The following is a 25,307-nucleotide window of genomic DNA, read 5'->3' on the forward strand; positions in this document are numbered from 1 at the left end:
TGTTTACGGCGGTTAAAATTCCCTGCATGAAAAAAATACTGGTTTTGGCAGTAATTGCCATTGGCCTTAGCTCCTGCGATTTTTCGAACTATATACTGGAGCAGGATTATGATTTCACCACTGTTTTTGAAAAATCGGGAGGAACAGAGACTGCTACCTACCCCGAGATCATTGACTTTTACGAAGATCTTGCCGCGGTGTACCCCAGCATTAATCTGGAGCGCATTGGAGAAACCGATAGTGGCGAACCCCTACACCTGGTGACTTACAGCCTTAACAAATCTTTTGATTTTGAAAGCCTTCGCGAAGACCATAGCATAGTAATGATCAATAACGGCATACACCCGGGCGAGAGCGACGGGATTGATGCCACCATGATGTTATTTAGAGATCTTGCACAAGATTCTATAAGCCTGCCTGAAAACACGGTGATTGCGGCTATCCCGGTGTACAACGTTGGCGGCGCGCTTAACCGCAACTCCTTTTCCCGTACAAACCAGAATGGGCCTAAAGCTTATGGTTTTCGGGGAAATGCAAGAAATTATGACCTCAACCGCGACTTTATAAAAGCCGACACCCGAAACACCCGTAGCTTTTACGAGATCTTTCATAAGGTAGACCCCGATCTTTTTATTGACACCCACGTGAGTAATGGCGCCGATTACCAGTACACCCTTACCCATGTAATTACACAGCACGACCAGATGGGAGGAGCTTTGGGAAATTATATCAAAAAAGATCTAAGGCCCGCCGTTGAAGAGGCCCTGAAGAAAAAAGACTGGGAAATGACCCCTTACGTGAATGTGTTTGGAGATGTGCCCGACAAAGGTTTTACGCAGTTTCTTGACACCCCGCGCTACTCGACCGGGTATGCTGCCCTTTGGAACACTCCCGGAATAATGCTGGAGACGCACATGCTTAAGCCTTATGACAAGAGGGTTTATGGCTCCTATGAATTTCTGCGCTCCATGATAGACATTGCCGATAAAGATACCGAACTTCTTAAAAAGCTGAGGGCTCAGGACACCAAAGCATTTAAAACCAAAAGTACTTATGCTTTTGATTTTAAGGTGGACAGCAGCAAAGTTTCGGAACTACAATTTAAGGGGTATGAGGCAGAAAGGTTCCCGAGTGAAGTCACCGGATTTGAAAGATTAAAATATGATACTACCCGCCCTTTCACTAAAAAAGTAGATTACTATGATAGTTTCACGGCCTCCCAGAAAGTGAAGATTCCCCAGGGTTATATTGTGCCGCAGGCGTGGTGGCCAATCCTGGACCTGCTTGAACTAAACAATGTGGAGATGGTTCCTTTTGAAAAAGACACCAGTATGGTGGTAGAAGTCTACAGGATAAAAAACTACGAAACCAGAACTGCACCTTATGAAGGGCATTACCCACATTTTAATGTAGAGGTAGAAAGCAGCAGGAAAAAAGTAAATATTAAACAGGGCGATCTTTTTATTCCTATTGAACAAAAAGCAGCAAAGTACTTGCTGGCAACACTTGAGCCCCAGGCACCGGATTCCTTCTTTAACTGGAATTTCTTTGACAGCATTCTGCAGCAAAAAGAAGGCTTCTCCCCATACGTGTTTGAGGAGGTAGCAAGAGAATTTCTAGACGATTATCCTGAAATTGAAAATGAATTCCTGGCTAAAAAGAAGAACGACCCCGAATTTGCTGCCAACTGGTATGCACAACTGGACTGGATTCACAAGAAGAGTGAGCACTATGAAGTATCACATTTGCGATATCCCGTCTTTAGAGTGAGCCGGTAAAATTTCTTCGGGAAAAAGGAGTTTAATATTGGCGTAAGACTTTTTCAAAGCTTTTTGCGCCTTTTCCATACTTTTCCATTTTACCTTCTCTATACCTTCACTCTCTTCGGGGATGAGTTCGCCGTCATAATCGGTCCTCATTTCATACCAGTAGGTAACTTTAAGCCTGTACCGGCCTTTTCTTTGAAACACGTGATAAGTAGTTTGCAGGAATTTAGAGATTTCGAGGTTTTTCACCCCCGTCTCTTCTTCTACTTCGCGAATAGCCCCTGTCTCTATACTCTCTCTCTTTTCAACTTTCCCTTTGGGTAGATCCCACCGGCCGTTTCTAAAAATAAATAACACCTCATCCTTTTGATTTAGTACAAATCCTCCACCGGCTGTGACTACAGGTAACTTCTTAAAAAGGTGCTTTAGAAGCTTCTCTTTTTTCTGGTGATAAAGATTAACGTAGAGCAATTTTCCCTTGTTGATCTTTTTGATAATCCTTTTTAATTTAACCTCCTTTAACGGAATAGATACATATTTCTCTCCCAAATCCTTTTCTGTTGAGAGAATAATAGGAACATCATTTACAAAAACTTTATACATTTGCAGTATGATTTTAGACAAGGAAACGGCTCGCAAAACTGCTGAGTTATTATTGCAAATTAAGGCAATAAAATTAGATGCACAACAAGGCTTTAAATGGGCCAGCGGTTGGAACTCTCCAATTTACTGTGACAATCGCATTATCTTATCCTATCCTCCCATCCGCAACTTTGTACGGGAACACATGGCCCGCCAGGTAGAACAGCTTTACGGTAAAGCCGATGTTATTGCCGGCGTTGCCACAGGAGCAATAGGAATAGGGATGCTGGTAGCCGAATACCTAAGCCTGCCATTTGCTTATGTGCGCCCGGAGGCAAAATCTCACGGCCGCCAAAACCAGATTGAGGGCAAAGTTGAGGAAGGGCAAACCGTTGTGGTGATTGAAGACCTCATTAGCACCGGTAATAGCAGCTTAAATGCCGTAAAAGCACTACAGGACGCCAACCTTCAAATAAAAGGTATGCTGGCCATCTTTTCTTATGGCTTTGATACTGCAGACCAGAATTTTAAAGATGCGAATATTGAGCTACACACCCTTAGCAACTATGAATATCTATTGGAAGTAGCCCTAAAAACAAATTATATCAATCAAACCGAAAGCGAGCTACTAAAAAGCTGGAGAAATGATCCGGCTAACTGGAAAAAATAAGATATGGAATTACAGAGCGACAAAGTAACAGTACAAAAGAGTCAGCAGGAATTGTTCAATTTCCTTACAGACGTGAACAATTATGAGCAGATCATGCCAGAGAGCAAAGAGAAATTTCAAGTGAAAAGTCAGGACACTTTTGCTTTCGCGTTGAAAGGAATGCCAGAGATCGCACTGCAGATAAAAGAAACCCGCGAGCCAGAAAATATTAAACTGGGTTCTACTTCAGACAAGTTTGATTTTTCTCTTGATGTGGAGATCCAGTCTTTGGGAGACAATCAGAGTGAAGCCCAGTTGTTTTTCCACGGAAAATTCAATACCATGATGGCTATGATGGTAAAAGGACCTTTGAAGAAATTCATTTCGAATTTAGCTGAAAACCTCGCAAAGATTTAATAGCAAAGACTAATTTCTTTTAGGTCGTATTCGGCAACCTCTTCCTCTTCCCCTTTTTGCACCAGGAGCTTACCTGTTGGGCTAACATCGAGGATCATTCCTGTAAAAAGGTTGCCCTTGGGATCTTTAAAGGTAGAGGGAACTAACCTGCGAAAAAGAGCATTTTTATAAGTGTTTAAAATTACTTCGGAGCTTTCTTCGGAAAGTTCCGAAAATCCTTTTTCAAGCTCCGCAAGTACAACATTAAGCACCTCCTCAAGACTGAATTCCTTTCCGGTGGCAGTCTTCATGGAACCGGCCTGGGGCAGATCTTCAAAGTTTTGCTGATTAACGTTTAGCCCAATCCCAATAATAGACCCCGTCACTTTACCTTCAGAAATAATATTTTCAATAAGTATACCCGCCAGTTTTCGATTAGCTGACAAGATGTCGTTTGGCCATTTTATTTTTAATCGTGGCAGGTCAAATTTTTCGAGAGCCGAAATCAGAGCCGTTGCAATAGCGGCACTCAGCACAAACTGATGGGCCGGATCTATATTTGGTCGGGGTAAAAACACCGAAAAAGTGAGGTTTTTACCATCTTCAGCACTCCAGGAAGTACCACGTTGCCCCCTGCCCAGGGTCTGTTTTTTTGCAACCACACAGGTAAGAGGTAAGTGAGGATTTTCTTTTAAAAGCTCTCGCGCAAACGAATTTGTGGAGTTGATGGCACTAACTTTGATAAGGTGCATACGAAGGATAGATAATGCAGGCGTTAAATGTTATGAAAACCAAGGTTCAAAAAACCTTAAAAAGTAATAACTTTGCGCAAAGAAAATAAATTTAATGATAAAAAAAGAAGCTAACAACGATATACTTATAGCACACATAATCAAAGGAATCGAAGAAGTTAAAGGGAATGACATTGATATTCTTGACCTTAGGGAGATAGAAAATACTGTATGTGACTACTTCATCATCTGCAATGGTACCTCAAACACACAGGTAAACGCCATTGTTAATTCCATTCAAAAAACCGTTAGTAAATCGCTTAAAGATAAACCCTGGCATATAGAGGGATCTGATAATGCCGAGTGGGTACTAATGGATTACGTGAGCGTGGTAGTACATGTTTTTCAGAAGCACATTAGAGAATATTATGACATTGAAAGTCTTTGGGGGGATGCAAAATCCACTTCAATCAATACAAATTATTAAGAGTTAAGAAAGAACGCATGGCCAAAGAGCAACCTAAAAATAAAGAGCCAAAAAAACCAAAGTTTAGCGCATACTGGATTTATGCAGCTATTATCCTGGTGTTTTTGGGGATAAACTTCTTCAGTGATAGTGGGTTTAACGAACCTACCAAGACCAACCCTGCCGAATTCCTGAACTATTTAGAACAGGGAGACGTAAAGAAAGTGGTTATTGTTAACCGCAATCAGGCAAAAGTATTCCTTACCGAAGAAGCCCAGGCAAAAGAAGTACACCAAAAGGCAGTACAGGATGAGCTATTTCCAGGTGGAGATTCTCCGGCCTATACGTTTGAATTTGGTGACCTTCAAAACCTTGAGGATGACATAAGAGAGGTAAAAGCTGAAAGTAATGTTGACACCCCTGTGGTTTTTGAGACCCATCAAAATGTTTGGGGCGATATATTACTTACCCTGTTGCCATTTATTCTGATTATTGGAATCTGGATCTTCATTATGCGTCGTATGAGCGGTGGAGCCGGTGGCGGTGCAGGCGGACAGATTTTCAACATAGGAAAATCAAAAGCCAAGCTCTTTGATCAAAATACCGACGTTAAAGTTTCTTTTAAAGATGTGGCCGGTCTTGAAGGAGCCAAGGAAGAAGTACAGGAAATTGTAGATTTCCTAAAAACTCCAGATAAATATACCTCCCTGGGAGGAAAAATACCAAAAGGTGCTTTACTTGTAGGACCTCCGGGTACCGGTAAGACCTTGCTTGCAAAAGCTGTGGCAGGAGAAGCCAAAGTTCCTTTTTTCTCACTATCAGGATCCGACTTTGTGGAGATGTTTGTAGGTGTTGGAGCTTCGAGGGTAAGAGACCTGTTTAAACAGGCAAAAGAAAAATCTCCAGCTATTATCTTTATTGATGAGATTGATGCTATAGGACGTGCCCGCGGAAAAAGTAATTTTTCGGGATCTAACGACGAGCGTGAGAACACCTTAAACCAGCTCCTTACAGAAATGGATGGTTTTGGAACGAACACCAATGTAATTGTGTTGGCAGCTACCAACCGTGCCGATGTGCTTGACAAAGCCCTTATGCGCGCCGGAAGGTTTGACAGACAGATCTATGTTGACCTGCCTGATGTTAGGGAGAGAAAAGAAATATTTGAAGTACATCTTCGCCCGCTAAAGAAAGTGGCCGACGAGTTAGATACTGAGTTCATGGCAAAACAGACTCCTGGATTCTCGGGTGCCGATATTGCCAACGTATGTAACGAGGCTGCATTAATTGCTGCACGTAATAGTAAAACCGCTGTTGGAAAACAGGATTTTCTGGATGCAGTAGATCGTATTGTGGGTGGTCTTGAGAAAAAGAACAAGATCATCACTCCAGAGGAGAAGCAAGCCATCGCTTTCCACGAGGCAGGACATGCAACCGTTAGCTGGATACTGGAGCACGCCGCTCCTCTTGTAAAGGTTACCATCGTACCTCGCGGGCAATCGCTTGGAGCTGCATGGTATCTCCCTGAAGAAAGGCTTATTGTGAGACCAGAACAGATGCTTGATGAAATGTGTGCAGCCCTGGGAGGACGGGCAGCCGAAAAGGTAATTTTCAACAAGATCTCTACCGGAGCTCTTAGCGACCTGGAAAAAGTTACCAAACAGGCCCGTGCCATGGTGACCGTGTATGGATTAAATGAAAAGGTAGGAAACCTCACTTATCACGATTCTTCAGGCCAGAGTGAATATAATTTCACCAAGCCTTACAGTGAGAAAACTTCAGAATTAATAGACAAGGAGATCTCAAACCTTATTGAAGAGCAGTATCAAAGAGCTATTAAACTTCTTGAGGACAATAAAGACAAGCTTACCAGGCTGGCCGAGATTCTCCTGGAAAAAGAAGTTATATTCAAAGATAACCTCGAGGAGATCTTCGGAAAAAGGCCTTTTAAGAGCCGTGACGAGATCATGAATGGCAACAGCCAGGAAAAAACTGTGCCTGTACAGGAAGAAACTGTTACCGAAAAAACAATTCCCGGTAGCACACCAGGTTCAGAAACGCAGGACACTTCGACTTCCGAAGGAAAATAATCTACAATCCTATCAGTAAAAAATCTTAACTTATCTTAATCTGTAAGTTAAGATTTTTTACCTTTGGGTGAAATGCTACCTTGAGTAATCAGAAACCTATATGAGTCTATTTAGAAACTTTTTGAACCCTAAATCTAAATCAGACAAAGGTCAGGATAAAGTAGAAAGTTCTGACCGTAGCAAGTATATGCCAGATGTTAAGCTCCCTACCGATGAGCGTTTTATGCTCAATTTCAAAAACAACGGCGGCAAATTTCTTTATTGTGAGAGTAATGAAGAATTGATAGAGACGTTTGAAAACATCATGTTGGAGAATGATTGGTATGAAAAAGAAACTTGTTGTTTTGATCAGAATTTACGGGATAAATTTTCCGACCAGAATTTAGAATTCACTAATTCCGGCGAAGCAGCTTTTTTTCTTAGCACCTGCGAATATCTAATTGCCAATGATGGCTCTATTCTTATATCTTCAAATCAAATTAAAGAGAAGAAGCTTAAAGAATTACCCTATAATTTTGTTATCCTTGCCTCTACCAGCAAGCTCGTTGACGCCATTGGCGAGGGCTTAAGAGGCATTAAGTTTAAAAATAAAGACCGTATTCCTTCAAATATTACCACCATCAAGAATTTTGAGAACAACAAAGAAGGGGATTTCATGAGCTACGGAAGTAGTACAAAAAACCTATATTTGCTGCTTCTGGAAGATCTGTAATATGAAGGAAAATATTATTCGGGGTTTATCGGGGGTCATGTATGTATCCATTCTTGTGGTCTCCATATTTGCATCCGAATTCGCCTTCACCACACTTTTCCTGTTATTTGGTGTTATTTGTCTTCGGGAACTTCAAAGACTTTTACATTTAAAAAGTTTCCTGGGATATTTTCTTCTCATCGGGTTGTTCTATATTTTCAGCTATATGCGCTGGAGCCCATATGGCACTTCCCTCCTCTTGCTCATCACCATATTTGTGAACCTGTTTCTTGTAAAAGATCTTATGCTGGTGAACAAAATTCCCCTTTTTGAGAAGAAAAAGTATGTGATCATCATTTTTTACCTCATAGCTTCACTCATCTTTCTCACACTCATACCCAGCTACACAGGAGATTTCACACCCGAACTGGTAGTTGGTATATTTTCACTTATTTGGATAAACGATACTTTTGCCTATCTTGTAGGTAAGAATTTTGGAAAGAAAAAGCTCTTTGAAAGAATCTCCCCTAAAAAAACAGTCGAAGGTTTTTTGGGAGGATTGGTCTTTAGTGCGATTGCAGCCTATTTGGTATATTTCTTCACCGGCCTTCTAAGCGTCAATGAATGGGTGGGACTGGCAGTGATTTTAAGCATTTTTGGCACCCTTGGAGATCTTATACAGTCAAAGTTTAAAAGACAGGCAGGAGTGAAAGACAGCGGCAGGCTAATGCCCGGTCATGGAGGTTTGTTTGACAGGCTTGACAGCATCATTTTTGCAAGCCCTTTTGTTTATGCCTATTTACAACTAATTAACTATGTTTCATAAAGAAGGATATAAAATAATGGGAACCGCAATGATCTTATTGATCATTGTAAACCTGTTGGCACAAACTTTTATTTTCACCTATTGGATTAGGGTTGTTATCCTTATAGGATCTATCGTGCTTTTCTTCCTGGTTCTTCAGTTTTTCAGGAACCCGAAGAGAAATACCGTGGTTAATACCAAGCACGTTATTGCACCAGTTGATGGAAAAGTGGTGGTCATTGAAGAAGTGTATGAGAAAGAATACTTTAAAGATAAACGCTTAATGGTTTCTGTTTTCATGTCTCCCATCAATGTTCACGTTACGCGGCATCCTATTGGAGGGATTGTAAAATACAGCAAGTACCATCCCGGCAAATATCTCGTGGCCTGGCACCCAAAAGCCAGTGAAGAGAACGAACGCACCACAGTAGTTGTTGAAAATGATAGCACCGGAGAGATCCTTTACCGGCAAATTGCAGGTGCTCTTGCCAAGCGTATAGTAAATTACGCCAAAGAAGGCGAAGAAGTGGTTCAGGGTAGCGATAGCGGATTTATTAAGTTTGGCTCCAGGGTTGACGTATTTCTTCCTCTGGGCACCGAGCTTGAAGTTAAACTGAATCAAAAAGTAAAAGGTGGCATTAGTCTCATTGCAAAAGTTTCCTAATCCCGTAGCCATGACTCCCGAAGAAGTTGACAGGGAATTTTTAAGAGCTTATGAAAAAGCCAGCAGGACTTCCCAGAAGCTCCCTCCCGATCTTATGCTTAAGCTCTACGCCTACTATAAACAGGCTACAAAACATTCCCAGGCATATATCCCTTCGGGGAATAGCGACCTCAAAAATGCCTTTAAACTAAACGCCCTGCTACAGGTAAAGGGATTGACAGTTTTAGAGGCTAAAGAAGCCTACATCCAGCTGGTTGAGGAAAATATCCACGATTAATATTGATCAGGATTTTACTGAAGATTTTAGTTTAAACAATCAGTTTAAGCCACACCTGATTTCAATTAGCAGCAATATCTAAAAAAGCAAAAGCCTCAAAGATTTTGAAAATCTTTGAGGCTTTTGCTTTATATCCGAAATTATAATCTGTCTAAGAAAGCGCCTTTATACTGGCAAGAATTGCTTCAATTTTAGCTTCGGCATCAGCTTTTTTCTGCTTTTCCATATCTACCACTTTTGCAGGTGCCCCGCTCACAAACTTTTCGTTAGACAACTTTTTCTCTACCGATTTTAAAAATCCGCGGGTATAGTTCAATTCCTCTTCAAGCTTGGCTTTTTCGGCTTCAACATCAACTGCACCAGTCACAGGAATAAAATATTCATTAGACTTCACCCGGAAAGAAAGAGCTCCTTTTACTTGTTCCTGAGTATAGCCCAAAGATGAGATATTTCCCATTTTCTCAATGATAGGATCAAACGTGCTGCCAAGTTTCTCATTATTGAGTACCTGAAGTTCAATTTGATCTTTGTAAGAAATGTTCTTTTCTTTTCTAATAGTTCTTATCCCCGAAACCACTTCTGAAGCCACTACAAATTCATCTATAAGAGAAGCATCAAATTCCTCATTTTTGGGCCATGAGGAAATGATCAGGGCTTCTTTCTCATTTCGCTGCTTCATTGACTGCCATATTTCTTCTGAAACAAATGGCACGAATGGGTGAAGAACTTTAAGGTTGTTCTCCAGGATCTCTGTAACAGCATCAAAAGTTGCTTTATCCATAGGCTGCCCGTAAGCCGGTTTTACCATCTCAAGGAACCAGGAACAGTAATCATCCCATACCAGCTTATAAGTAGCCATTAAAGCATCACTTATACGGTACTTTTTGTAGTTATCTTCAATCTCGTGCAGGCTCTTCTGAAATTTCGCCCTGTACCATTCCACAGCAATCTTTGCAGCTTCAGGTTGTTCGGCTTTATCTGAAACTTCCCATGAATTTACCAGCTTGAACGAATTCCAAATTTTATTTACAAATGCTGCTCCCTGCTTACATAAATCTTCTTCAAACATAAGATCATTCCCGGCAGGGGAACTCAATAGCATTCCTACCCTCACCCCATCGGCGCCGTAAGCATCTATGAGCCCCAGAGGATCTGGGGAATTACCCAGGGATTTTGACATTTTTCTACGCTGTTTATCGCGCACAATCCCCGTTAGGTAAACATTATTAAAAGGTTTTTTATCTCTGTACTCATATCCGGCAATGATCATACGTGCTACCCAGAAAAAGAGAATCTCGGGCGCCGTTACCAGGTCATTTGTTGGATAATAGTAATTGATCTCCTTATTATCGGGCTCAAGAATCCCGTTAAAGACACTTATTGGCCAAAGCCATGAAGAGAACCAGGTATCAAGAGCATCTTTGTCCTGCTTAAGATTAGAGGCAGTTAATTCATTGTTGCCCGATTTTTCTCTGGCCAGCGTTAAAGCTTCTTCAGGAGATTCGGCTACAACAAAATCTTCGTAGCCCTCTCCATAATAATATGCAGGAATTTGCTGCCCCCAAACCAACTGCCGGCTAATGTTCCAGTCGCGAACATTCTCCATCCAGTGACGGTAAGTATTTACAAATTTTTCGGGTACCAGGTTCACCTCTTTCTCCAGTACGGCATCAAGTGCGGGCCGGGCCAGTTCTTTCATTTTCAGGAACCACTGGTCACTTAGTTTTGGCTCGATTACAGCGCCGGTACGTTCACTGGTGCCCACCTTGTTTAAGTGAGTTTCGGTCTTAACCAGTATACCTTTCTCTTTCAGTTCTTCAACTATCTTTTTTCGCGCCTCAAAACGGTCCATTCCTTCATAATGCATTCCGAAGGAATTAAGCGTAGCATCATCATGAAAAATATCAATCACCTCCAAATTGTGCTTATCTCCAAGCACCTTATCATTTTCATCGTGCGCCGGGGTCACTTTTAAACATCCCGTCCCAAACTCAATATCAACATATTCATCTTCAATAATAGGGATTACGCGCTCACAAAGCGGAACAATTGCCTTTTTACCTTTTAAGTGACTAAACCTTTCATCATTGGGATTAATACACACGGCAGTATCTCCCAAAATAGTTTCGGGCCTGGTAGTAGCAATTGTGAGCGTATCATTTGTTCCTTCAATTTTATACTGAAGGTAGTACAACTGCCCCTGCTGCTCCTGGTACACCACTTCTTCATCTGAAAGTGTGGTTTTCGCCTGCGGGTCCCAGTTCACCATACGGTAACCGCGGTAAATATGGCCTTTACGATAAAGATCAACAAACACTTTTATTACCGAAGCCGACATATCATCATCCATCGTAAATTTTGTACGGTCCCAGTCACAGGAAGCTCCAAGTTTTTTGAGCTGTTCCAGGATTATCCCGCCATGCTTATGGGTCCATTCCCACGCATGTTCCAGAAATTCTTCTCTTGAAAGGGTATTTTTATCTATTCCTTCTGCCTTTAATTTGGCAACTACCTTGGCTTCTGTAGCAATAGAGGCATGATCTGTCCCCGGCACCCAGCAGGCATTGTAGCCCTGCAGCCGTGCGCGACGGATCAACACATCCTGAATGGTGTTATTGAGCATGTGCCCCATATGCAGCACCCCAGTAACATTGGGCGGCGGAATTACGATAGTGTACGGTTCTCTTTCGTCAACTTCAGAATGAAAATAATTATTCTTCATCCAGTAATCATACCACTTGGTTTCAACTTCCCGGGCTACGTAATTTGATGCTACAGACATACTTTGGTGCGGTTTTTGGAATATCTGTGCAAAAGTAATTATAACTTCAGGATTATAAAAGGCGATGCAGCCGATTGCCTTTTTATTTGCTACAATAAACAGATTAGTAGTATATTTACAATTCTGAAAAAACTAAAAACCATGAAAAAATTAATTGCAATTGCCCTTTTTGTTTTTGCAGGCTACGCTGTACAGGCGCAGGAAACAGCAAAAATCGAATTTAAGTCTGAAGTAATAGACTACGGCGAAATAGAGAAAGGCAGTGATGGCGTTCGCGTTTTTGAATTTAAAAATACCGGAAATGTTGCCCTGGTAATTACAGATGTTACTTCAAGCTGCGGATGTACTATCCCCGAAAAACCAAAAGATCCTATTGCTCCCGGAGAAACCGGGGAGATCAAAGTGAAATATGATACCAAAAGAGTAGGCCCAATTAGAAAAACCATCACCGTTTATTCTAATGCCGATGTGCCTGCCAAATCAATAAAGATCAAAGGAAAAGTTCTGGAATAAAACTTTCCAAAAATGACATTTTGAGGAGGTTGTTTTAAAAGCTACCACTCCGTTTTCTGAAGCATTTCAGGAAGTACCTGTAACAAGATTCAGGTTCACGGAAACAGGCTTTTAAAGCAGCCTCCTTTCATTTTCAGTAGTTTTTTTAGCACAAAATACCATTTTTGAAGGGTTTGAAGCTCTACCCTTCTCCCCCTCATAAGTTTTTCTGAAAAAGTTTCGCTTTCTCTACTTCGGAAGTAATAAAAGGCAGCTTCAAAATGCCTTTTTTGGAAGGTAAAGCGCTCTTTCATATTCTCTTTTCGCCAGTTTTGCTGAAGTATTTCAGAAATACCTCATAATTTCAGCTTTTCAAACACCAATATCACTAAGAAATTTAATCTTCATCACAATTCATTGGCAACTCCTGATGCTTTACGCTGAATATCCTTCAGAAAGGATAAAAATCAGGAAAAATATTATTCTCAATTTAAAATTTCGCAACTTTGTAAGCCAAAATTTTAGATATGCCACATATTTCTCGTAAAGGGCAGGCTATGCCCGAATCTCCTATAAGAAAATTAGTTCCTTACGCAGAAGCTGCAATAAAAAAGGGCCGCACCATTTATCAGTTGAATATTGGCCAACCCGATATTAAAACTCCTGCAAAAGCACTTGCAGCAGTCAAAAATACCGATATTGAAGTGCTTTCTTACAGCCATTCTGCCGGTTTTGAAAGCTACCGCAACAAACTGGCTAAGTACTACAGGAACCACGACATTGAGATTACAGCTAATGAATTGATCATTACCACCGGCGGATCTGAAGCTTTACTATTTACCATGGGCAGCATTTGTGATGCTGGCGATGAAGTGATCATTCCAGAGCCTTTTTACGCAAACTACAATGGCTTCGCAACAGCATCGGGGGTTACTGTAGTTCCTGTAAAATCGAAAATTGAGGACAGTTTTGCGCTCCCTCCAATTTCTGAATTTGAAAAGCTCATCACTCCCAACACTAAGGCAATTCTTATTTGCAATCCGGGGAACCCAACAGGGTATCTTTACACAAAAGAAGAAATTGATCAACTGGCCGAGATCGTTAAAAAACACAGCCTCTTTATTGTCGCCGATGAAGTGTACCGCGAATTTGCTTACGACGGTGCAAAACATCACTCTATTATGAGCGTACCGGGATTGGAGCAGAATGCGATCATGATAGATTCTGTTTCAAAACGCTACAGCATGTGTGGCGCACGAATTGGATGTGTAGTTTCCAAAAATGCCGATTTTATGGCCACAGCCATGAAGTTTGCACAGGCACGCCTTAGCCCTCCAACCTTTGCTCAAATTGCCAGCGAAGCGGCCCTCGATACTGAACAGGAATATTTTGATGAAGTTATAGAAGAATACACTTCCAGAAGAAATACCCTGGTGCAGGGCCTTGAACAGATTGAAGGAGTAAGAGTAGCCAATCCAAAAGGTGCATTTTATTGTATTGCTGAATTACCTGTCGCCGATGCCGAAGATTTCGCCAAATGGCTCCTGGAAAGCTTTGAAATGGATAATGAAACCATTATGATCGCTCCTGCTGCAGGCTTTTACTCTACGCCAAATACCGGGACTAACCAGGTGAGGATCGCCTACGTTCTTAAAAAGGAAAATCTTATAAGGGCATTAGAGATCCTTAAAGAAGCGCTTAAGCAGTACAAGGGCTAATGAAAATGCAATCGGATATTTCCCTGAAGCCATATAACACCTTCGGAATAGATGTAAAGGCGCGCAATTTCGTAGAAGTAACTTCTGTAGAAGAACTTCGGGAAGTTTTGAAGAACACTTATGCTTCAGAATTATTCATTCTTGGCGGCGGAAGCAATATGTTGCTCACAAAAGATGTTCAGAAAACAGTGGTTTATATAAACCTCAAGGGCATTGAGATTCTTGAGGAAAACAAGAACGACGTACTGGTAAAGGCCATGGCTGGTGAAAACTGGCATGAGTTTGTCCTGTACTGTATTGACCATTCTTTTGGCGGACTCGAAAATCTTTCCCTGATCCCCGGGAAGGTGGGCACTGCTCCAATCCAAAATATTGGCGCGTATGGTGTGGAACTCAAAGACAGCTTTGAAAGCTGCACCGCATTGGACATCCAAACGCTGCAATTAAAGACCTTTACAAAAGAAGAATGCCACTTTGGCTACAGAGATTCTATCTTTAAGAATGAAGCGAAAGGAAAGTACATTATAACAAGTGTTAGCTTCAGGCTTAGTAAGAATAATCATAAACTGAATACTACTTACGGTTCTATAGATCAATTTCTGGAAGATAAAGGTGTAAAAACACCTACAATAGCCAATGTTTCTGAAGCCGTTATAAGCATCCGCCAATCTAAACTGCCTAATCCGAAAGAGTTGGGCAACAGCGGAAGTTTTTTCAAGAATCCTGTAGTTTCAAAAGAAGTTTTACAAAAGCTACAACAGCAATATCCTGAAATCCCCTTTTACGAGGTTGACGGGCAGCAGGTAAAGATCCCTGCAGGCTGGCTCATAGACCACGCTGGCCTTAAAGGCTACCGTGAAGGAGATGCCGGGGTGCATACCAGGCAGGCACTGGTGCTGGTAAACTACGGAAATGCCACAGGCCTGGATATCCTTCAGCTCGCTGAAAAGATCCAGCAGAAGATCTTGGATATGTTCGGGATCGAAATTTCCCCGGAAGTCAATATCATCTAAAATAAAAAGCATCAAAAAAGGGTTCTAAAAATGACATTTTTGGAACCCTTTTTCCTTTTCTGTTAACTACACCCCCTACTCTTCTGGAGTTATAGTCACTGTGTCAATTCCTTCAGGAAGTAATACTTTATCTATAATATAACCAGTACCGTTTTCAATTTCGAAGCTTTCGGTTATGTTAGCTTTTTCACCTGTAGCACCCGTTAGCACAATGTTATCGCCATCAAGGCTAAAGGTGATGTTTTCTCCTTCCAAAGTGGAAAGTATGAGAGTGCCATTCACATTTTCAATTTCCTGTTTCAGTTCTTCCCGTGTAAAATTACCTTTTACTATGTGGTACGGGATGACAGATTCTGGCGTGGTTTCTAAAATGTCATAGCCCTGCTGCCTGTAAACCCTGCTGTAAGCCCTGTTACTTGGCGCAAACACCATGTAAGGCTCGGTTACCAGGTCTAAAGTATCTTCCACATTCCAGGTGTTGAGACCGGTAGCAAACGTACTAAGCTCGGGGTTTCCTTCAATAGCATCTACTGTTGCGTTCCTTTGGCGTAAGTCTTCGACACCTTCTTCAAAATTCTCTTCCTGTACCTCAAGGCTTGCATCATCTGTCTTGGTTTCATTATTCTTACATGCGCTAAACAAGATCATTACAAATCCGCTTAACATCATTATATTTCTAATCTTCATAGTATTAATATTTTCAGGTTTTATTTAATTTATTAAAAAGCAGTGTAGAGCCGAACAATAAATTATAATCCTGAGTTAAAAATGTCTTCTTCCGAAGCAAGAATTTTTAACCTTCAGTTTCACTTTCACCATTATCCTGACGTTTTTCACCGGGTTGTAACACATTATCAATGATGTGGTAAACCCCGTAGTACTCGTCCATATTTGAAGTCACAATAGCAGCTTTATTGCCCAATACATCTGTAAGTACAATTTTGTCACCTTCAAGGGTAGCCCAGAGTTTTTCACCCAAAGCGGTTCTAAACTCGTACCTGTCATTTTTTGAAGTCCTGATCCTTTCCCGAAGATAATCTACGGTCATTTCACCTTCTACCATGTAATAACGCATAAGATCGGCGTTAGACGTGAGACTGTCGGTATCGGGATTAATTTGCCTGGCAGGGATACGGTCATACGCTGCGTTTGAAGGGGCAAAAATGGTATAAATACCTTCCTTTCCTTCAAATTCTTCTTCAAGCCCTGATCTCTGAAATTCTTCAGTAAAAGCAGAAAGCTCATCATTCTCGCGCATTTTGGCCAGCATGTAGCTTCTCGGCATCGGCCGGTCTGAGCTGCTAAGTTCATCTTTCTTTTCTTCCGCAGGGATAATATCAACTTCTGAATCACTTTTATTTTCTTTATCCTGACAGGATGTAAGCCCGGCAAAAAGAAAAATGATCAAAATTTTTGGTAATTTGTATCGCATATCGTGGGTTTTTTAAGCTTTACCTGCAATTTATTACCTTATAAATCCATTACCTCTCCCGCGGCACTAAATTTTAGTTAAAATTGTGGTAATGAAGCCTTAAGAAAAAAATCCTATTCCCTTCTTATAGTGGTCATTATTCGTTATTTTTGCACAAAATTCTATTTATGGAACTCATATTAATCACCATAGTACTTTTAGGACTGGCTGTTGCCGGGATTGCCATTAAGATTTGGGGAAAGAAAGATGGAAAATTTAGTGGGACCTGTGCCAGTCAAAGCCCTTTTCTCAACAAGGAAGGAGAAGCCTGCAGTTACTGCGGAAAACTTCCCGATGAAGCAAAAGATTGTGATCAACCTCAACCGGTAAAATAATTCCCACCACATAAATGCTAACCATCCTTATTGCCTTTGTTGTCATTGGCCTAATCAACCTATGTTATTACCTGGGATTTTTCAGGTTTGCCCTTGCCAAAAATGAAAGTCAGCCGGCTTATAAGGAGCTACCGGTTTCGGTAATTATTTGTGCCAAAAATGAAGCCGAAAACCTGCGAAATTTTCTTCCAGCGATCCTGTCGCAAGATCATCCCGATTTTGAGGTGGTGGTGATCAACGATGCCTCTGTAGACGAGACTCTTGAAGTGCTTGAAGAATTTCAGCAAAGTGACGACAGGGTAAAAATAGTTGACGTTCAAAACAACGAAGCTTTTTGGGCCAACAAAAAATACGCAATTACCTTAGGCATCAAAAAGGCTAAAAAACCTTACCTTTTATTTACTGATGCCGACTGCCGGCCCGAAACCAGTGAATGGCTTAAGGAGATGAGCGCCCACTTTGAAGACCAAAAAAGCATTGTGATTGGCTACGGCGGGTATTTTATTGAATCCCGCTCCCTACTCAACAAACTTATCAGGTTTGAGACGCTTTTTACGGCAATTCAGTATTTCTCTTATGCCAGTTGGGGCAAACCTTACATGGGTGTAGGCCGCAATCTCGCCTATACTTCCGAAGAATTTTTTGCCCAAAATGGTTTTGCCACGCATTTGCACATAAAATCGGGAGATGACGATCTTTTTGTAAACGGCGCCGCTACTAAAACCAACACCGCCCTTTGTTTTTCACCTGTGGGAATTACCCGCAGTGTCCCAAAATCTACGCTCAAGGCGTGGTTTACCCAAAAAAGGAGGCACGTTTCGGCTGCTTCCCATTACAAAAAAGAACACCGCTTAATGCTGGGTCTCTTCTACACTTCCCAGCTGTTGTTCTGGATCTTCTTTTTTATCCTCTTAAAAAGCCCTTTTTGGCAGGTAGCTTTATTCTTACTGGCGGTAAGATGGATTGTACAGGGAGTGGTATTTTACAACTCGGGCAAGAAGTTTGGAGAAACCGACCTTTTCTGGCTTTTTCCGTTTCTCGAATTGTTCCTGGTTTCGGCGCAATTAGCTATATTTATCTCTAATATTTTTTCAAAACCCACTAATTGGAAATAGAGCCAGACCTCCTTCAGCAACAAATTGAAAAGGCGAAAAAGGGGAAACAAGCAGCCTTTAATTATCTCTTAGACAGGTTTTGGAACGATGTTTACGGCTTTCAGCTTAAGCGCACCCAGAACGAATATGATGCCGAAGATATCACCATTCAGGCTTTCTCAAGAGCCTTCGATAAAATTGACACTTTTGATCCCAAATACACTTTTAAGACCTGGATCATTACCATTTCTAAAAATATTCATGTAGACCTGGTAAGAAAAAAGAACGCTTCAATACGATCTCGCACTACCGATGAAGAAGATGACCGGGTGCACCGAATTCCCGATGAAACGCCCAGTATTGAGGACACCCTAATTACCGAACAAAACCTGGCCCAGCTGCTCATAGACATTAAAAAACTGAAACCGCACTACCAGGAAGTGATCCATCTGCGGTATTTTCAGGAAAAGAGCTATAAAGAAATTGCTACCCATCTTCAGGAGCCTATTAACAACGTAAAAGTGAAGTTGTTGCGGGCAAAAAAGCTGCTGGCCGAGGTCATAGAAAAAAGAACGTCCTAAACGCCATTTTTGAGAAGTTAAGGTGCTTAAAATGCCATTTTCTTCGGAAGATTTTCTGCTAAAAGAGGCAAAACGCAACCGGTATTTAACGTTTGTTTTTAGGCATTCTAGTTGTACCTTTGCTCACCTATGGAAACACAGCAACTCCCTACACAAAGAACGCCTAAACCGAAGTGGTTAAGGGTAAAATTACCTACCGGAAAAAAATACACCGAGCTTAGAAGTGTGGTAGATAAGTATAACCTTCACACGATTTGCACCTCCGGAAGTTGCCCAAACATGGGAGAATGTTGGGGCGAAGGCACGGCGACCTTTATGATCCTCGGAAATATTTGTACCCGTTCCTGCGGATTTTGCGGCGTAAAAACCGGAAGACCCGAAACCCTGGACTGGGATGAGCCCGAAAAAGTTGCCCGTTCCATAAAGCTGATGAAGATTAAACATGCTGTAATTACCAGCGTAGACCGTGACGACCTTAAAGATATGGGTTCTATTATGTGGGCAGAGACCGTGAGCGCGATTCGCCGCATGAACCCCGACACGACTCTTGAAACCCTAATCCCCGATTTTCAGGGAGTGGAGAGAAATATTGACCGTATTATCAAAGTAAATCCCGAGATTGTTTCGCACAACATGGAGACTGTAAAGAGGCTCACGCGCGAAGTACGTATACAGGCGAAATATGAACGCAGCCTTCAGGTTCTAAAATACCTGAAACAACAGGGAGTGAACAGAACAAAATCGGGCATCATGCTTGGTTTGGGTGAGAAAGAAGATGAAGTGATACAAACGCTTAAAGACCTGCGGGAAGTTGATCTAGATGTTGTCACCATTGGCCAGTACCTGCAACCTACAAAACAGCACCTTCCGGTACACGAATTTGTGACTCCAGAGCAGTTCAAAAAGTACGAGACTATTGGGCTTGAAATGGGCTTTAGGCATGTAGAAAGTGGTGCTTTGGTAAGATCTTCGTACAAAGCTCAAAAACATCTTACATAATGGAGGGCGCAAGACCTTCAACCGCATCAAAAGAAAAGATCCGGATTGGGATCAACGGGTTTGGGCGCATAGGCCGAAATCTTTTCAGGCTGCTCTTAGATCATAAAGATCTGGAAGTAGTGGCAATTAACGACCTGGCCCCTGCCGCCACACTGGCTCACCTGCTTAAGTACGACAGCATCCACGGAGTACTCAAAAAAGAGGTTTCTTCCAAAGAAGCTTCCGTAGTAATAGACGGAAAAGAGATACCTGTTTATAATCATACCCACACGGCGGACATTAACTGGAGCCTAAACCGGGTTGACGTGGTAGTAGAGAGCACCGGGAAGTTCAAGAAAAGGAGTGACCTGGAGCCGCATCTTCAGCAAGGTGTCAAAAAGGTGATCTTGAGCGTGCCTCCCGAAGATGATTCCATAAAAATGGTGGTTTTGGGAGTCAATGAGCACATACTTGACGGCACAGAAGACATTATTTCAAATGCTTCCTGCACTACAAATAATGCCGCGCCTATGTTGAAAATCGTAAATGAACTTGCGGTAGTGAAAAAAGCATATATCACTACAGTACATTCTTACACCACCGATCAAAGCCTGCATGACCAGCCCCACAAAGATCTACGTCGTGCCCGTGCCGCCGGCCAGTCGATCGTGCCTACCACCACGGGAGCTGCAAAAGCCCTTACCAGGATATTCCCCGGGCTGAGTGATGTTATTGGCGGATGCGGAATAAGAGTACCGGTAGCCAACGGCAGCCTTACCGACATGACGCTTCATGTAGAAAAGAACACAAGTATCGAAGAAATAAACGCAGCCTTTAAAAAAGCTGCCGCAGGAAGTCTTCAGAATATTCTTGAATATACCGAAGATCCTATAGTGTCTATAGATATTAAAGGCAATCCCCACTCCTGTATATTTGATGCACAAATGACTTCTGTAGTGGGAGATACCTTTGTAAAGATCATAGGATGGTATGACAACGAGATAGGTTATTCCAGCCGGCTCATTGATTTAATTTCCCATGTATCAATTAAATAGTTATATTTATCCACAGTTATTTTGTCCCAATGAAGAACTTTACTCTTTTAATGGTGGCATTTCTTTACTTTTCCTTTTCCTATTCCCAGGGAAAAAGCCTACAGGAAGTAGATGAAATAAATGCCACTATTGAACAACTGTTGGAAAACGCAGAAGAGTCAATTAACAGTATACATTTTGATCAGGCTCTACGCGAATTAAACACGGCACTTGAACTTTCAAGATCTATAGATCATCCAAGGTTAATTGCCCTTTCCAGCAGTATTCTGGCCCAGCTCTATTATGTACGTCATGAACATGACCGTGCAGCAACCGAGCTGCAACGAGCCATATCCATTCAGAGGGAAATAGAAGATGAAGAAGGCCTGGCTTATAGCTATCTTAACTTCGGAAAGATCTTTACTGCGAAGAAAATTTTTGATCGTGCCACCGAGTATTTTGACCTTGCTGAAGCCCTCTACAAAAAACAGGAGGACAGCGAAGGAATTGGAGCTGTAGAGCTCAACCGCGGAATCCTCTACCTCAATACTGCCGAAAGACCACATGCGGCCCTCTCGCTGCTGAATTCAGCCGAAAAAAAATTGCGAATCCAAAACAACGAGTACGAACGTTCCCGGGTTCACTATTACAAAGCACGTGCCTATCAGGCTTCAGGACAACTGGCGGAAGCAATGGCGGAAGCTGAAAAAAGTTTGAAAACTGCCCAAAAAAATAATTTTGCCGGTATGATTCAGCATACCAAACTGGTACAGAGCCAGCTCCAGGAGGAAATGGGAAATTACCAGGAGGCTTTAATGCTGCTTCGTGAGAACAACAAAATACAGGATTCTTTATACAATTTAAATGCTGAGGCCCTTGCCGTAGATGCCAGTGCCCGCTATGGGGTTGATTCTATGAAGAGTACCATGAGCGAGTTGACCCGTAAAAAAGAAGAGGCTGAACGCACGCTTAAAGTCAACAAACTCACCACCATTCTTAGTGTGGCTTTGATCACCATCCTCTCGCTTTTAACGCTTTCTCTATACAAGAATAACAACCTTAGGGCGCGGGCGAACGATTTACTCCAGAAGAAAAATTCAGAATTAATTACCGCTAAAGATAACGCTGAGAAAGCATCACTGGCCAAAGCCCAGTTTCTCTCTACCATCACTCATGAGCTAAGGACACCTCTCTATGCAGTAACCGGCCTTACTCATTTACTGCTGGAAGAAAGCCCTACAGAAAATCAAAAGGAACACCTCAATTCCCTCAAATTTTCTGGGGAATACCTGCTTTCCCTTATCAATAACATTCTTGACCTCAACAAGCTGGAAGCTAAAAAAGTGGAAATGCTTGAAAGTTCTTTTAATCTGAAAAAGAGGATTACAGATGTTCTGATTGCTTTAAAGAATTCGGCCGAAGACAAAAAGACCAAGCTTCACATCGAGTTTGATCCTGAAATTCCGAAGAAATTGAAGGGCGATCCGCTTAAGATCTCTCAGATTCTTATCAACCTAATCGGGAATTCTATCAAGTTCACCGAAGATGGTGATATTTGGGTGCGGGTTAAACGCGTAAGCCAGAAAGACAGCAAGGTGCTGCTAAGGTTTGAAGTACAGGACACCGGCGAAGGAATTAGCAAGGAGAAACAAAAAGCCATTTTTGAGAACTTTACACAGGGTTCACTACAAATAAATCGAAAGTTTGGAGGTACTGGACTGGGGCTTTCAATAGTGAAAAACCTGCTCAATTTAATGGACAGTGAAATTCACCTGGAGAGTGAACTGGGAGAAGGTTCTCTCTTCCATTTTGAACTGAACTTCGAGGCGATGGAACCAGCCAGCCCGCAGGATCAAAAAAGTAACAACGAGATTCCCGAGCCGCTATCAAACGACATTATGCACAATAAAAAGATTCTTATTGTAGAAGACAACAAGATCAACCAAATGATCACTCGAAAGATCCTGGAAAAGAATAAGGTGATTTGTGATGTTGCCGACAATGGAACCACTGCTATTACAAAAGTAAAAGACAACGAATTTGATCTTATTTTAATGGATATTCACATGCCTGGTATTAGCGGGATTGAAGCAACCAGAGAAATACGAAAGTTCAACGAAAGCATTCCCATTATTGCTCTTACAGCGGTAACTTTAGAAGAGAGCCTTGATGAATTCTACCTCAACGGCTTTAATGATATTATACCCAAACCATACAAAACTGAAGAATTCTTTCAGAAAATAAACAAATATTTAAGTCAGCAAAAAGCCACAATTTAAAAATGTGGCACAAGGTTTGAGTACAGGTAGATTCAAGTTATTAAGATGATAGTTTGAATTAGCCAAAAAAAGATAAAAGTGAGACCTTACCGGGTCTCACTTTTTTTTCACATACTCCAAAACAAGTTCGTCAAACTCCTCTTTTCTTTGAAGGAAGCGGCTTTGAATAGGCAGGTAGAAAATTTTCTCCCTTGAAATCTCATTTTTGAGCCGCATATAATCCTTTTCGGTAGTGAGTATAAATTCCTCATGTTGCAGCTCCCGCAGTTCGGCTTCTGTAAAATTGTGATGATCTTTAAACTTCTTATGTTCAAATTTCAGCCCCAGCGCTTCGAGGTGCTCAACCATAGGCTGCGGATTTGCAATACCTGTTACCAGTGTAAAAGGGCTTTTTTGAAGATCCTTTAAAGCAAAAGATCCGTTTCTGCCCATCACTTTTTCACTATATGCTATAGTCGTAAAGAAAACTTCCTGCCCTGCTGTGGGTTTCAGTTTTTTTACGATCTCCATTTGCTCTTCCACAGAAAGGTTTGCAGGGCATTTGGTTACCACAATAACCCTGGCCCTTTTTGCACCCGATGCAGGTTCTCTCAGGTCACCTGCCGGAAGTACAAGGTCGTTCCGGTATAATTTTGAATATGAAGTTAATAAAATATAGAAACCGGCCTTTACCCTTCGGTGTTGAAAGGCATCATCGAGCAGCACTACTTCAGGCTTTGGTTTTACATTCAGAAGTTCTTCTATTCCATGACTTCGGTTCTCATCTACAGCAACCGTTACTTCAGGAAATTTGTATTTAAACTGCAGGGGCTCATCTCCAACTTCCGAAGCTGTTTCGGTACCGGTAAGCAGGATATAACCGCTGGTTTTTCTTCTGTATCCGCGGCTAAGGGTGGCCACCCTGTAGTTTACCTTTAGCAGCTGGGTCAAATATTCTACCATGGGAGATTTACCGGTACCGCCCATACTTAGGTTCCCCACCGCAATAACAGGCAGATCAAAACTGTGAACAGGTAAGATTTCACGGTCGTACAGCTGGTTTCGAACCCGCATCACAGTACCGTAAAGAATAGAAAAAGGATAAAGAAATTTTCTTGCCGACATGAATGCGAAGGTAATTTTTTTCCTGAAACGTAAAAGATCATTTTCAGCCACTTCAGAAAAAAAGATAGTTAAAATTTGCCATTTTTGACACCCTGGTGCAACCGACTTTGCCCCTGCTGAAATCAAAATAAATTTAATCTGAAGAGGAAGACTGAATAAGGTAGCCTGGCCAGATAATTTTTATCTTTGACAAACTCAGCAAAAAAGGAAAAATGTTAGTTAAGGAAATAATTAGGGAGTTAGAAAAATTTGCTCCTACCGCTTATGCCGAAGATTTTGACAATGTAGGTCTGCTCACCGGTTCTCCCGGCAGCGAGGTTTCAGGAATTCTTGTAACGCTTGATACACTGGAAACCGTGGTAGACGAGGCCATTGAAAAGAACTGCAATCTTATTGTCGCTTTTCACCCAATAATCTTTTCGGGGCTTAAAAAGCTTACCGGCAGCAATTATGTAGAGCGGGCTATTTTGAAGGCTATTAAAAATGATATTGCGATCTACGCCATCCACACCGCGCTAGACAATAGTTTCAAGGGAGTTAATGATATGATTTGTGAACAACTGGGATTAATTGAGAGGACAATTCTCATCCCCCAGCCCGGTACCATTAAAAAGCTAGTCACATTTGCACCCAAAAAGAATGCTGCAGAAGTTAGAGAGGCATTATTTGCCGCTGGCGCTGGCACAATAGGAAATTATGACCATTGCAGTTTTAATGTAGCCGGCAGCGGATCTTTCAGGGGAAATGAAGCATCCAACCCTGTGATAGGGAGAAAAGGCGAAACCCATTACGAGGAAGAAATGCAGATTGGGGTGACCTTCCCGAAGCATCTTGAAAAGAACATTCTAAATGCCCTTTTTGACAATCATCCTTATGAAGAAGTGGCGTATGAAGTGACGACCCTCGAAAATCCAAATCAGCATATTGGTATGGGAATGACGGGGATATTAAAGGAAGAGATGGAAGAAAAGGCATTTTTGGAACAGGTAAAAAAGACCTTTGGCAGTGGGTGTATCCGCCATTCGGCGTTACTGGGAAAACCCATCAAAAAAGTGGCTGTGCTGGGCGGTAGCGGAAGCTTTGCTATTAACCAGGCCATCGCGGCCGGGGCAGATATTTTTATCACTGCCGATCTCAAGTACCACGACTTCTATAAAGCTGAGCAAAGACTGGTATTGGCTGATGTTGGGCATTACGAAAGCGAACAGTACACAAAAACCCTTTTGACTACTTATCTTAAGAAAAAATTTGCTAATTTTGCAGTCGTTTTATCAAACACAGAAACCAATCCTATCAAGTATTTTTAACT

25 protein-coding genes are annotated in these 25,307 nt (G+C 41.7%); 19 read left to right on the forward strand and 6 right to left on the reverse strand.

The genetic code is table 11. From position 1 onward, the window contains the following. The first annotated feature begins 26 nt into the window (after positions 1 to 26). A complete protein-coding gene (locus OQ279_RS00945) occupies positions 27 to 1,778 on the forward strand; it encodes a M14 family metallopeptidase (RefSeq protein WP_266067873.1) in 1,752 nt (583 codons plus the stop codon). Here the strand turns inward: OQ279_RS00945 and OQ279_RS00950 are convergent. Next, positions 1,740 to 2,369 carry an NUDIX hydrolase gene (locus OQ279_RS00950; RefSeq protein WP_266067874.1) on the reverse strand — a complete coding sequence of 210 codons (630 nt, stop codon included), beginning with the start codon at positions 2,367 to 2,369 and terminating at the stop codon, positions 1,740 to 1,742. The genes OQ279_RS00945 and OQ279_RS00950 overlap by 39 nt on opposite strands. A 7-nt stretch (positions 2,370 to 2,376) precedes the next feature. Between OQ279_RS00950 and pyrE the strand changes: the two genes are divergently transcribed. Both pyrE and OQ279_RS00960 read left to right on the forward strand, forming a co-directional pair. Then, the gene (gene pyrE / locus OQ279_RS00955; protein ID WP_266067875.1) at positions 2,377 to 3,018 is read left to right on the forward strand and encodes an orotate phosphoribosyltransferase; all 642 of its coding nucleotides are present in this window, start codon (positions 2,377 to 2,379) and stop codon (positions 3,016 to 3,018) included. A gap of 3 nt (positions 3,019 to 3,021) precedes the next feature. Beyond that, positions 3,022 to 3,414, forward strand: coding sequence for an SRPBCC family protein (locus tag OQ279_RS00960; protein ID WP_266067876.1), 393 nt, complete (start codon positions 3,022 to 3,024; stop codon positions 3,412 to 3,414). On the opposite strand, the gene OQ279_RS00965 is transcribed toward OQ279_RS00960, so the two are convergent. Beyond that, the gene (locus OQ279_RS00965) at positions 3,411 to 4,145 is read right to left on the reverse strand and encodes a biotin--[acetyl-CoA-carboxylase] ligase (RefSeq protein WP_266067877.1); all 735 of its coding nucleotides are present in this window, start codon (positions 4,143 to 4,145) and stop codon (positions 3,411 to 3,413) included. The two genes, OQ279_RS00960 and OQ279_RS00965, sit on opposite strands and share 4 nt — an antisense overlap. A 94-nt stretch (positions 4,146 to 4,239) precedes the next feature. On the opposite strand from OQ279_RS00965, the gene rsfS reads away from it, so the two are divergent. From rsfS to OQ279_RS00995, 6 genes are all read left to right on the forward strand, one after another. Further along, positions 4,240 to 4,611, forward strand: coding sequence for a ribosome silencing factor (rsfS, locus tag OQ279_RS00970; RefSeq protein WP_266067878.1), 372 nt, complete (start codon positions 4,240 to 4,242; stop codon positions 4,609 to 4,611). Between the two features lie 17 nt (positions 4,612 to 4,628). Then, entirely contained in the window at positions 4,629 to 6,680 is a 2,052-nt protein-coding gene (gene ftsH, locus OQ279_RS00975; protein ID WP_266067879.1) for an ATP-dependent zinc metalloprotease FtsH, read from the forward strand. A gap of 100 nt (positions 6,681 to 6,780) precedes the next feature. After that, a complete protein-coding gene (locus OQ279_RS00980; RefSeq protein ID WP_266067880.1) occupies positions 6,781 to 7,392 on the forward strand; it encodes an LUD domain-containing protein in 612 nt (203 codons plus the stop codon). A 1-nt stretch (position 7,393) separates the two neighbouring features. Then, complete coding sequence (locus tag OQ279_RS00985; protein ID WP_266067881.1) at positions 7,394 to 8,197, forward strand: phosphatidate cytidylyltransferase; 804 nt, start codon at positions 7,394 to 7,396, stop codon at positions 8,195 to 8,197. Continuing rightward, positions 8,187 to 8,840 carry a phosphatidylserine decarboxylase family protein gene (locus OQ279_RS00990; protein ID WP_266067882.1) on the forward strand — a complete coding sequence of 218 codons (654 nt, stop codon included), beginning with the start codon at positions 8,187 to 8,189 and terminating at the stop codon, positions 8,838 to 8,840. Before OQ279_RS00985 ends, OQ279_RS00990 begins: the two co-directional genes overlap by 11 nt. Further along, a complete protein-coding gene (locus OQ279_RS00995) occupies positions 8,809 to 9,117 on the forward strand; it encodes an acyl-CoA-binding protein (protein ID WP_345597361.1) in 309 nt (102 codons plus the stop codon). The genes OQ279_RS00990 and OQ279_RS00995 overlap by 32 nt, the downstream gene beginning before the upstream one ends. Positions 9,118 to 9,268: 151 nt before the next feature. Here the strand turns inward: OQ279_RS00995 and OQ279_RS01000 are convergent, their stop codons facing one another. Then, positions 9,269 to 11,899 (reverse strand): valine--tRNA ligase, encoded by a 2,631-nt coding sequence (locus OQ279_RS01000; RefSeq protein WP_266067883.1) that lies wholly within the window; start codon positions 11,897 to 11,899, stop codon positions 9,269 to 9,271. A 141-nt stretch (positions 11,900 to 12,040) separates the two neighbouring features. Here OQ279_RS01000 and OQ279_RS01005 point away from each other — a divergent pair, with 141 nt between their 5' ends. From OQ279_RS01005 to murB, 3 genes are all read left to right on the forward strand, one after another. After that, positions 12,041 to 12,412: a DUF1573 domain-containing protein gene (locus OQ279_RS01005; RefSeq protein WP_266067884.1), complete on the forward strand. Its 372-nt coding sequence runs from the start codon at positions 12,041 to 12,043 to the stop codon at positions 12,410 to 12,412. A gap of 506 nt (positions 12,413 to 12,918) precedes the next feature. Further along, positions 12,919 to 14,109 carry a pyridoxal phosphate-dependent aminotransferase gene (locus OQ279_RS01010; protein ID WP_266067885.1) on the forward strand — a complete coding sequence of 397 codons (1,191 nt, stop codon included), beginning with the start codon at positions 12,919 to 12,921 and terminating at the stop codon, positions 14,107 to 14,109. Further along, a complete protein-coding gene (gene murB, locus OQ279_RS01015) occupies positions 14,109 to 15,122 on the forward strand; it encodes a UDP-N-acetylmuramate dehydrogenase (protein WP_266067886.1) in 1,014 nt (337 codons plus the stop codon). Before OQ279_RS01010 ends, murB begins: the two co-directional genes overlap by 1 nt. A gap of 75 nt (positions 15,123 to 15,197) precedes the next feature. Here murB and OQ279_RS01020 read toward each other — a convergent pair whose 3' ends face one another. Further along, entirely contained in the window at positions 15,198 to 15,809 is a 612-nt protein-coding gene (locus OQ279_RS01020) for a fasciclin domain-containing protein (RefSeq protein ID WP_266067887.1), read from the reverse strand. A gap of 106 nt (positions 15,810 to 15,915) precedes the next feature. Continuing rightward, the gene (locus tag OQ279_RS01025; RefSeq protein WP_266067888.1) at positions 15,916 to 16,554 is read right to left on the reverse strand and encodes a fasciclin domain-containing protein; all 639 of its coding nucleotides are present in this window, start codon (positions 16,552 to 16,554) and stop codon (positions 15,916 to 15,918) included. A 167-nt stretch (positions 16,555 to 16,721) separates the two neighbouring features. On the opposite strand from OQ279_RS01025, the gene OQ279_RS01030 reads away from it, so the two are divergent. The 6 genes from OQ279_RS01030 (at position 16,722) to OQ279_RS01055 (ending at position 22,894) form a co-directional block, all read left to right on the forward strand. Then, positions 16,722 to 16,928, forward strand: coding sequence for a membrane or secreted protein (locus OQ279_RS01030; RefSeq protein WP_266067889.1), 207 nt, complete (start codon positions 16,722 to 16,724; stop codon positions 16,926 to 16,928). A 14-nt stretch (positions 16,929 to 16,942) separates the two neighbouring features. Beyond that, positions 16,943 to 18,043, forward strand: coding sequence for a glycosyltransferase (locus OQ279_RS01035; RefSeq protein WP_266067890.1), 1,101 nt, complete (start codon positions 16,943 to 16,945; stop codon positions 18,041 to 18,043). Next, positions 18,034 to 18,603, forward strand: a complete 570-nt coding sequence (locus tag OQ279_RS01040; RefSeq protein ID WP_266067891.1) for an RNA polymerase sigma factor — start codon at positions 18,034 to 18,036, stop codon at positions 18,601 to 18,603. The genes OQ279_RS01035 and OQ279_RS01040 overlap by 10 nt, the downstream gene beginning before the upstream one ends. Before the next feature lie 129 nt (positions 18,604 to 18,732). Further along, positions 18,733 to 19,602, forward strand: a complete 870-nt coding sequence (gene lipA / locus OQ279_RS01045) for a lipoyl synthase (RefSeq protein WP_266067892.1) — start codon at positions 18,733 to 18,735, stop codon at positions 19,600 to 19,602. Continuing rightward, positions 19,602 to 20,636, forward strand: coding sequence for a type I glyceraldehyde-3-phosphate dehydrogenase (gene gap / locus OQ279_RS01050; RefSeq protein WP_266067893.1), 1,035 nt, complete (start codon positions 19,602 to 19,604; stop codon positions 20,634 to 20,636). The genes lipA and gap overlap by 1 nt, the downstream gene beginning before the upstream one ends. 29 nt (positions 20,637 to 20,665) lie before the next feature. Beyond that, positions 20,666 to 22,894 (forward strand): response regulator, encoded by a 2,229-nt coding sequence (locus OQ279_RS01055; RefSeq protein WP_266067894.1) that lies wholly within the window; start codon positions 20,666 to 20,668, stop codon positions 22,892 to 22,894. Between the two features lie 96 nt (positions 22,895 to 22,990). Here the strand turns inward: OQ279_RS01055 and lpxK are convergent, their stop codons facing one another. After that, positions 22,991 to 23,998, reverse strand: a complete 1,008-nt coding sequence (lpxK, locus tag OQ279_RS01060; RefSeq protein ID WP_266067895.1) for a tetraacyldisaccharide 4'-kinase — start codon at positions 23,996 to 23,998, stop codon at positions 22,991 to 22,993. 212 nt (positions 23,999 to 24,210) lie between these two features. On the opposite strand from lpxK, the gene OQ279_RS01065 reads away from it, so the two are divergent. Then, a complete protein-coding gene (locus OQ279_RS01065; protein WP_266067896.1) occupies positions 24,211 to 25,305 on the forward strand; it encodes a Nif3-like dinuclear metal center hexameric protein in 1,095 nt (364 codons plus the stop codon). The last annotated feature ends 2 nt before the right edge of the window (positions 25,306 to 25,307 follow it).

This window comes from Salinimicrobium profundisediminis (assembly GCF_026241755.1).
Taxonomy (GTDB): domain Bacteria; phylum Bacteroidota; class Bacteroidia; order Flavobacteriales; family Flavobacteriaceae; genus Salinimicrobium; species Salinimicrobium profundisediminis.